At 65.2% G+C, this 8,082-nt stretch carries 9 protein-coding genes; all 9 read left to right on the plus strand.

Annotated elements, in window-relative coordinates; all coding sequences use genetic code 11:
• Positions 1–180 precede the first annotated feature (180 nt).
• On the plus strand, positions 181–906 hold the full coding sequence (locus tag ACFDR9_RS26030) for a YebC/PmpR family DNA-binding transcriptional regulator (protein WP_017877122.1): 726 nt from the start codon (positions 181–183) through the stop codon (positions 904–906).
• Between the two features lie 77 nt (positions 907–983).
• Positions 984–2,252, plus strand: a complete 1,269-nt coding sequence (gene purD / locus ACFDR9_RS26035) for a phosphoribosylamine--glycine ligase (protein ID WP_017877123.1) — start codon at positions 984–986, stop codon at positions 2,250–2,252.
• A 156-nt stretch (positions 2,253–2,408) separates the two neighbouring features.
• Positions 2,409–3,323 (plus strand): oxygen-dependent coproporphyrinogen oxidase, encoded by a 915-nt coding sequence (hemF, locus tag ACFDR9_RS26040; RefSeq protein WP_017877124.1) that lies wholly within the window; start codon positions 2,409–2,411, stop codon positions 3,321–3,323.
• Positions 3,320–3,970, plus strand: coding sequence for a nicotinate-nucleotide adenylyltransferase (locus ACFDR9_RS26045; RefSeq protein ID WP_017877125.1), 651 nt, complete (start codon positions 3,320–3,322; stop codon positions 3,968–3,970). The genes hemF and ACFDR9_RS26045 overlap by 4 nt, the downstream gene beginning before the upstream one ends.
• A complete protein-coding gene (rsfS, locus tag ACFDR9_RS26050) occupies positions 3,971–4,678 on the plus strand; it encodes a ribosome silencing factor (protein WP_017877126.1) in 708 nt (235 codons plus the stop codon).
• A gap of 6 nt (positions 4,679–4,684) precedes the next feature.
• On the plus strand, positions 4,685–5,155 hold the full coding sequence (rlmH, locus tag ACFDR9_RS26055) for a 23S rRNA (pseudouridine(1915)-N(3))-methyltransferase RlmH (protein ID WP_409032850.1): 471 nt from the start codon (positions 4,685–4,687) through the stop codon (positions 5,153–5,155).
• A 25-nt stretch (positions 5,156–5,180) separates the two neighbouring features.
• Entirely contained in the window at positions 5,181–5,801 is a 621-nt protein-coding gene (locus ACFDR9_RS26060; RefSeq protein ID WP_017877128.1) for a nucleoside triphosphate pyrophosphatase, read from the plus strand.
• Positions 5,802–5,865: 64 nt separating this feature from the next.
• Entirely contained in the window at positions 5,866–7,329 is a 1,464-nt protein-coding gene (gene rng / locus ACFDR9_RS26065) for a ribonuclease G (RefSeq protein ID WP_017877129.1), read from the plus strand.
• A gap of 257 nt (positions 7,330–7,586) precedes the next feature.
• On the plus strand, positions 7,587–7,775 hold the full coding sequence (locus tag ACFDR9_RS26070; RefSeq protein ID WP_409032851.1) for a hypothetical protein: 189 nt from the start codon (positions 7,587–7,589) through the stop codon (positions 7,773–7,775).
• The last annotated feature ends 307 nt before the right edge of the window (positions 7,776–8,082 follow it).

Consider the following 8,082-nt stretch of genomic DNA (forward strand, 5'->3'; position numbering starts at 1 on the left):
AAATATCGAGAGTAAACGCCTTTTTCAAAGAGTTTACAAGCGATACCTACAAGCTGTGCTCATCGCCTCGGCTCCGCCTTCATGCAATCGCCCTGTCCAGGCCGCCGCCGGGGGAGATTTTGGCATGCCAATATGGTAAAATGTCGGCCACAATTGCACACCGTCTAAGGAAGATCCGACATGGCTGGACACAGTAAATGGGCCAATATCAAGCACAAAAAGGCCGCAACGGACGCTAAGCGCGCCAAGGTCTGGACCCGTTTGATCAAGGAAATCACGGTTGCCGCGCGCATGGGCGGCGGCGACGTCGCCGCCAACCCGCGCCTGCGCCTGGCCGTCGAGAAGGCCGCCGACGCCAACATGCCGAAGGATAACGTGCAGCGCGCGGTCACCCGCGGCAGCGGCGGCGTCGACGGCGCCAACTACGAAGAGGTGCGCTACGAGGGCTACGGCATCGGCGGCGCCGCCATCGTGGTCGAGTGCATGACCGACAACCGGGTGCGCACCGTGGCCGAGGTGCGCCACGCGTTCCTGAAGTACGGCGGCAACATGGGCAACGAGGGCTCGGTGGCCTTCCTGTTCCAGCATTGCGGCCAGTTCCTGTTCGCCCCCGGCACCCGGGAGGACGCGCTGATGGAGGCGGCCCTGGAAGCCGGCGCCGAGGACGTGCTGACCGACGACGAGGGCGGCTTCGAGGTGCTGTGCGCGGTGCACGACTTCGCCAACGTCAAGGACGCGCTGGAAACGGCCGGCTTCAAGGCCGAAGTGGCCGAGATCGTCATGAAGCCGGCCACCGAGACCGTCTTCAGCGGCGAGGAAGGCATCAAAATGCAAAAACTGCTGGACGCGCTGGAAAACCTGGACGACGTCCAGGAAGTGTTCTCGAACGCGCTGATCGAAGACTAATCGACGAACAGTCGACGACTAATCGCTACACCGCGGGCGGCCCCGTCGCTCGCGTCACCACTGAACGAACGGTTCTTATGAAAATTTTGGTAGTCGGCTCTGGCGGCCGCGAACACGCACTGGCCTGGAAACTGGCGCAATCGGAACGCATACAGATGGTGTATTGCGCGCCCGGCAACGGCGGCACGGCGCGCGACCCGCGCCTAGTCAACATCGATATCAGCGACCTCAACGCGCTGGCCGACTTCGTCGTCGCCGAGCACATCGGCTTGACCGTGGTCGGACCGGAAGTGCCGCTGGCGGCCGGCATCGTCAACCTGTTCCGCTCGCGCGGGCTGAAGATTTTCGGCCCGAGCAAGGAGGCGGCGCAACTGGAGTCGTCGAAGGACTTCGCCAAGGCCTTCATGCAGCGCCACGGCATTCCGACGGCGCTGTACCGGACCTTCTCCGAGCCGGCCCCGGCGCACGCCTACATCGACGCGCAGGGCGCGCCCATCGTCATCAAGGCCGACGGCCTGGCCGCCGGCAAGGGCGTGGTGGTGGCGATGACCTTGAACGAGGCGCACCAGGCGGTCGACATGATGCTCTCCGATAACCAGTTCGGCGACGCCGGCGCCCGCATCGTCATCGAGGAATTCCTCGCCGGCGAAGAGGCCAGCTTCATCGTCATGTGCGACGGCAAGAACGTGCTGCCGCTGGCCACCAGCCAGGACCACAAGCGCCTGAAGGACCACGACGAAGGCCCGAACACCGGCGGCATGGGCGCCTACTCGCCGGCGCCGATCGTCACGCCGGCGATGCACGCGCGCGTGATGCGCGAGATCATCAACCCGACCATCCAGGGCATGGCCAAGGACGGCATCGTCTTCACCGGCTTCCTGTACGCCGGCCTGATGATCGACGACAAGGGCAACCCGAAGACGCTGGAATTCAATTGCCGCATGGGCGACCCGGAAACCCAGCCGATCATGGCGCGCCTGAAAACCGACCTGGTCACGGTGATGGAGCACGCCGTCAACGGCACGCTCGACGCGGTCGAGCTGGAATGGGACCGCCGCACCGCGGTCGGCGTCGTCATGGCCGCCGCCGGCTATCCGGACGCGCCGGTCAAGGGCCAGCTGATCGGCGCGATCCCGGCCGAAACGCCGGACTCGGTGACCTTCCACGCCGGCACCGCGCAGCTCGACGGCAAGCTCTACACCAACGGCGGGCGCGTGCTGTGCGTCGTCGGCCTGGGCGACAGCGTCAAGATGGCGCAAAAAACCGCCTATGAAACGCTGGAGAAGATCCACTTCGACGGCGCGCAATACCGCCGCGACATCGGCTGGCGCGGGCTGAAGCACTAATACAGTGGGTCGGATCAGCCCATCGGGCGTAATCCGACCCACAACATCGCGCCAACTCGACGCCATGGCGCCCGGCGCCGGCGCACCCCTCATTTTGCTATCACAAAAACGCGCGACAGGGTACAATCCCCCCTCACTTTTTTATTCTAGCGCGCAATGTTGTCTTCCCCTTCCCCCAGCGCCGTCAAGGCCTATTTGCTCGATCTGCAACAGCGCATCGTGCAAGCGCTCGAGACGCTCGACGGCCAGCCGTTCGCCCGCGACGCCTGGCAGCGCCCCGAGGGCGGCGGCGGGATCTCGCGCGTGATCGAGGAAGGCGACGTGTTCGAGCGCGGCGGCGTGAATTTTTCGCACGTCACCGGCGCCAGCCTGCCGCCGTCGGCCGCGGCCGGACGGCCCGAGCTGGGCGGCCGCGCCTGGGAGGCGATGGGCGTGTCGCTGGTGCTGCATCCACGCAATCCGCACGCGCCGACGGTGCACATGAACGTGCGCTTTTTCACCACCAGCAACGCCGCCGGCGAGCCGGTCTGGTGGTTCGGCGGCGGCATGGACTTGACCCCGTACTACGGCTACGTGGAGGACGCGCGGCATTTCCACCAGAGCTGCCGCGACGCCGTGGCGCCCTTCGGCGCCGACCTGCACGCCGGCTTCAAGACCTGGTGCGACGAGTATTTCTACCTGAAGCACCGGCGCGAGCCGCGCGGCGTCGGCGGCATCTTCTTCGACGACTTCAACGCCGCCGGCTTCGAGCAAAGCTTCGCCATGATGCGCAGCGTCGGCGACAGCTTCGTCGGCGCCTACCTGCCGATCCTGCAACGGCGCAAGGATTGCGCCTACGGCGAGCGCGAGCGCGACTTCCAGGCCTACCGGCGCGGCCGCTACGTCGAGTTCAACCTGGTGTTCGACCGCGGCACGCTGTTCGGCCTGCAGTCGGGCGGACGCACCGAGGCGATCCTGATGTCGATGCCGCCCATCGTCAAGTGGCGCTACGACTGGCAGCCGGAAGCCGGCAGCCCGGAGGCGGCGCTGTACACCGACTTCCTGGTGCACCGCGACTGGCTGGCCGCGTGACGACATGCGTCGCGCTGCTCGGCGGCAGTTACGATCCGGTGCACAAGGGCCACGTCGCGCTCGGCGGCTATTTCGCCGAGCAACTGCGGGCCGACCAGCTGCGCGTGATCCCGGCCGGCATGCCGTGGCAGAAGGACGCGCTGCAGGCGACCCCGGCCCAGCGCGCCGACATGGTGCGCCTGGCCTTTGGCGGCCTGGCCGCGCCGGTCTTCATCGACTGCCAGGAAATCGAACGCGGCGCGCCGACCTACACCATCGACACGCTGCGCCAGTTGCGCGCCGAGTTCGGCCCGCAAGCCTCGCTGGTGTTCCTGATGGGCGCCGACCAGTTGCAGCGCCTCGACACCTGGCGCGACTGGCGGCAGTTATTTGAATTCGCCCATTTTTGCGTGGCGGCCCGACCGGGCTTCGCGCTGAACGGGCCAGCGGTGCCGCAGGCGGTGGCGGACGCGTTCGCGCGCCGCCTGGGCACCCTGGAACACATCCGCAACACGCCGCACGGTCTGACTTATCTGGCAAAAGACTTCGCGGTGGATATCTCCGCCACCGAAATACGTGCGGCATTACAACGGGGCACGACGGCACACTCGCTTATCGCCCCGCTAGTGCTAGACTATATTGAACAACATAATTTATACAAAAGCTAAATGGACATTAAAAAACTACAAACTCTCGTCGTCGACGCCCTTGAAGACGTCAAAGGCCAGGACATCACCGTGTTCGACACGGTCCACCTGACCAGCCTGTTCGACCGCATCGCCATCGTCTCGGGCACCTCGAACCGCCAAACCAAGGCGCTGGCCGCCTCGGTGCGCGACAAGGTCAAGGAAGCCGGCGGCGACATCGTCGGCATCGAAGGCGAAGACACCGGCGAATGGGTGCTGGTCGACCTGGGCGACATGATCGTCCACATCATGCAGGCGCCGATCCGCGCCTACTACCGCCTGGAAGAGATCTGGGGCGACAAGCCGGTGAAACTGGGCGCGGCGAAACGCGCGCCGTCCAAGCGCACCGCCAGCGAAAGCGAAGAAGCGCCGAAGAAAACCGGCGGCCATCTGGCGGCCACCAAGGCAAAAGTCGAAGCGTCGCCTGTGATCGAGAAGAAAGTGGTCAAGAAAGCCTCGGCCACCGCGGGCGTCAAGGCCAAGGCCGCGCCGAAGAAACCGGCAGCCTCGAAAGCCGTCGGCAAAACCGTCAAGATCGCCCCGACCAAGACCGAAGCGGCGGCTGTGAAGGCCCTGAAAGCCTTGCCACCGAAGTCGGCGCCAACGCCGCGCGTCAAAGCGGTCAAGGTCGCGGCCGACGCGGCGCCAGCCAAAACCGTCATCAAGCGTATCAAAAAAGAAGCAGAGTAAGCTTCCATGCAGCTCATCATCGCTGCGGTCGGCCACAAAATGCCGGCCTGGATCGAAACGGGCTTCGCCGAATACGCGAAGCGCATGCCGCCCGAGTGCCGCGTCGTGCTCAAGGAAGTCAAGCCGGTCGAGCGCTCCGGCAGCAAGACCGCCGCCACCGCGATGGCGCTCGAACGCGAGCGCATCGAGCAAGCGCTGCCGAAGGGCGTGCGCATCATCGCGCTCGACGAACGCGGCAAGGACTTGACCAGCGTCGGCCTGTCGCAGCAGTTGATGCAGTGGCAGCAGGACGGCCGCGACACGGCCTTCCTGATCGGCGGCGCCGACGGCCTCGACCCGGACCTGAAGGCCCGCGCCGAGGGGCTGATCCGCATCTCCAGCATGACCCTGCCGCACGGCATGGTGCGCGTGCTGCTGGCCGAACAGCTATACCGGGCCTGGTCGATCACCCAGAACCATCCCTATCATCGCGTCTGAACCGCGGAAATACCAGGAAAACACGATGAAACTGGTCGACACAAAAATTTACCTGGCGTCGAAGAGCCCGCGCCGGCGCGAACTGCTGCGCCAGATCGGCGTCGATTTCGAATTGCTGCTGCTGCGCAGCGACGGCCCGCGCGGCGCCGACGTCACCGAAACCGTCCTGCCCGGCGAGGCCGCGCTCGACTACGTGGCGCGCGTCGCCAATGAAAAAGCCGCCTACGCCTGGGACCTGGTGCGGCGCCGCCACCTCAAGGCGCGCCCGGTGCTGGCGGCCGACACCACCGTCACGCTCGACGGCGCCATCCTCGGCAAGCCGGCCAACCGCGCCGAGGCCGTCGCCATGCTGCAGCAGTTGTCGGGCCGCACCCACCAGGTGCTGACGGCCATCGCCGTGCACTCCAACGGCCTGGCCGAACACCTCACCCAGGTCTCGCAGGTGCGCTTCGGCGTGCTGTCGGCGGCCTCGATCGCCGCCTACTGCGCCACCAGCGAACCCTACGACAAGGCCGGCGGCTACGGCATCCAGGGCAGCGCCGCGCTGTTCGTCGAACACATCGAGGGCAGCCACTCCGGTATCATGGGCCTGCCCCTGTTCGAAACCGCACGATTGCTGCGCCAGGCCGGACTGGCGCTCCCGTGAACGCGCGTATGATCGGTATGATCGTCGTGCGCACCTCCCCTCCACCTGCCGGCAGCCCAGAAGCATGAACGAAGACATACTGATCAATATCACCCCGCAGGAAACCCGCGTCGCCCTGATCCTCCAGGGCGCGGTGCAGGAGCTGCACATCGAGCGCACGCTGACGCGCGGCCTGGCCGGCAACGTCTATTCGGGCAAGGTGGTGCGGGTGCTGCCGGGCATGCAGTCGGCCTTCATCGACATCGGCCTGGAGCGCGCCGCCTTCCTGCACGTGGCCGACATCTGGGAGGCGCGCAGCCACGACGGCAGCAGCTCGACGCCGGCGCCGATTGAAAAAATCCTGTTCGACGGGCAAGTGCTGACGGTGCAGGTGATCAAGGACCCGATCGGCACCAAGGGCGCGCGCCTGTCGACGCAGATCTCGATCGCCGGACGGATGCTGGTGTACCTGCCGCAGGACTGCCACATCGGCATCTCGCAGAAAATCGAGAAGGAAGCGGAGCGCGAACGGCTGCGCACGCGCCTGCAGGGCATGCTGCCGGCCGACGAAAAGGGCGGCTACATCGTGCGTACCATGGCCGAGGACGCCTCCGACACCGACCTGGCGTCGGACGTCGACTACCTGCGCAAGACCTGGAGCGCGATCCTGCACGGCGCCAAGACGCGCCCGGCCACCAGCCTGCTGCACCAGGACTTGAGCCTGGCCCAGCGCGTGCTGCGCGACTTCGTCACCGACGACACGGCAACGATCCAGGTGGACTCGCGCGAAAACCACGTCAAGCTGCGCGAATTCGCCCAGGCCTACACGCCGAGCGAACTGGCGCGCCTGCAACACTACACCGGCGAGCGCCCGCTGTTCGACCTGTACGGCGTCGAGGAGGAGATTTTGCGCGCGCTGGGCCGGCGCGTCGACCTGAAGTCGGGCGGCTACCTGATCGTCGACCAGACCGAGGCGATGACGACGATCGACGTCAACACCGGCGGTTTCGTCGGCGGGCGCAACTTCGCCGATACCATCTTCAAGACCAACCTGGAGGCGGCGCACGCGATCGCCCGCCAGCTGCGCCTGCGCAACCTGGGTGGCATCATCGTCCTCGACTTCATCGACATGGACAACGCCGAGCACCGCAACGCCGTGCTGGCCGAGTTGAAGAAAACCCTGTCGCGCGACCGCACCAAGGTGTCGGTCAGCAATTTTTCGGCGCTGGGGCTGGTCGAAATGACCCGCAAGCGCACCCGCGAATCGCTGGCGCACATCCTGTGCGAACCCTGCCCGGCCTGCGCCGGCAAGGGCCAGGTCAAGACTTCGCGCACGATCTGCTATGAAATCCTGCGCGAACTGCTGCGCGAGGCGAAACAGTTCAACCCGCGCGAATTCCGCATCCTCGCCTCGCAAGAGGTGGTCGACATGTTCCTGGAAGAGGAATCGCAGCACCTGGCGATGCTGGGCGACTTCATCGGCAAGAAAATTTCGCTGCAGGTGGAAAACGCCTACCACCAGGAACAGTACGACGTCATTTTGATGTGACACATGTTCCCGCGGATCGCCCGCGTGGGCGGCGCAGTCTGGCCGCTCTACGCCGATCCCGCAGCCTCGCGAACCCCGATGCCGCGCGAAAGAAAGCGTCGCGCCACCTTCTCCAGCCTGATGCCGACCACGCCCCCGCCGCGGGAACGCCCTTCTATCTCTGCCTTTCTCTTCATTACATGCGCTGGTCGATCCGTAGACGACTTGTAATCCGCATCGTGACATAGTAAGCGGGAGGCCAGACAGAGGAGAGGATCATGATTCGCGAGAAGGACCGCCCAAACAAGACGACAACACACTGCGCCGCCAACGAGCGCGAACGCTACCCGCGCCCTCAACCGGCACGCTCCATGGATGTCTGGCTTCGGATCCTGACTACCGTCATGACCTTTTTTCTGGGGCTGGCCGTTCTCATGGACAGCGCGGCGTTGATCGGGATTGCGTAGATTTGTCATGATTGAGCCACCCTGGACAGCGAAAAAACGCCGCCTGTTGCATGAAAAAGCGCGGAAGCGCGGGTTCATGCAACAGGCGGCATCAGTTTTTCAAGAAGCGGCGCCGCGAAGCAAGGCCTCGGCGGCGCCGGCGGCCGGCGTCCCGCCTGGCTAGCCGCCTCTTGGTTTCTTCGGCGCTAAGCAGGCGCCTTCACTGAAGATATTTTGTGACTATTCAGCCTGAGCGTACAGCGTAGAAAGTTGTTGTAAACGAATCGTGGATAACGCATCATGCGTGCATGCCACCAAAACCGCCCCG

Source organism: Janthinobacterium sp. CG_23.3 (assembly GCF_046115965.1).
Lineage (GTDB): Bacteria > Pseudomonadota > Gammaproteobacteria > Burkholderiales > Burkholderiaceae_D > Janthinobacterium.

Excerpts from the sequence above, each read along its gene's own strand:
- ACFDR9_RS26030 (WP_017877122.1), top strand. The coding sequence starts at position 181 with ATGGCTGGACACAGTAAATGGGCCAATATCAAGCACAAAAAGGCCGCA.
- purD (WP_017877123.1), top strand. The coding sequence starts at position 984 with ATGAAAATTTTGGTAGTCGGCTCTGGCGGCCGCGAACACGCACTGGCC.
- hemF (WP_017877124.1), top strand. The coding sequence starts at position 2,409 with ATGTTGTCTTCCCCTTCCCCCAGCGCCGTCAAGGCCTATTTGCTCGAT.
- rsfS (WP_017877126.1), top strand. The coding sequence starts at position 3,971 with ATGGACATTAAAAAACTACAAACTCTCGTCGTCGACGCCCTTGAAGAC.
- rlmH (WP_409032850.1), top strand. The coding sequence starts at position 4,685 with ATGCAGCTCATCATCGCTGCGGTCGGCCACAAAATGCCGGCCTGGATC.
- ACFDR9_RS26060 (WP_017877128.1), top strand. The coding sequence starts at position 5,181 with ATGAAACTGGTCGACACAAAAATTTACCTGGCGTCGAAGAGCCCGCGC.
- rng (WP_017877129.1), top strand. The coding sequence starts at position 5,866 with ATGAACGAAGACATACTGATCAATATCACCCCGCAGGAAACCCGCGTC.
- ACFDR9_RS26070 (WP_409032851.1), top strand. The coding sequence starts at position 7,587 with ATGATTCGCGAGAAGGACCGCCCAAACAAGACGACAACACACTGCGCC.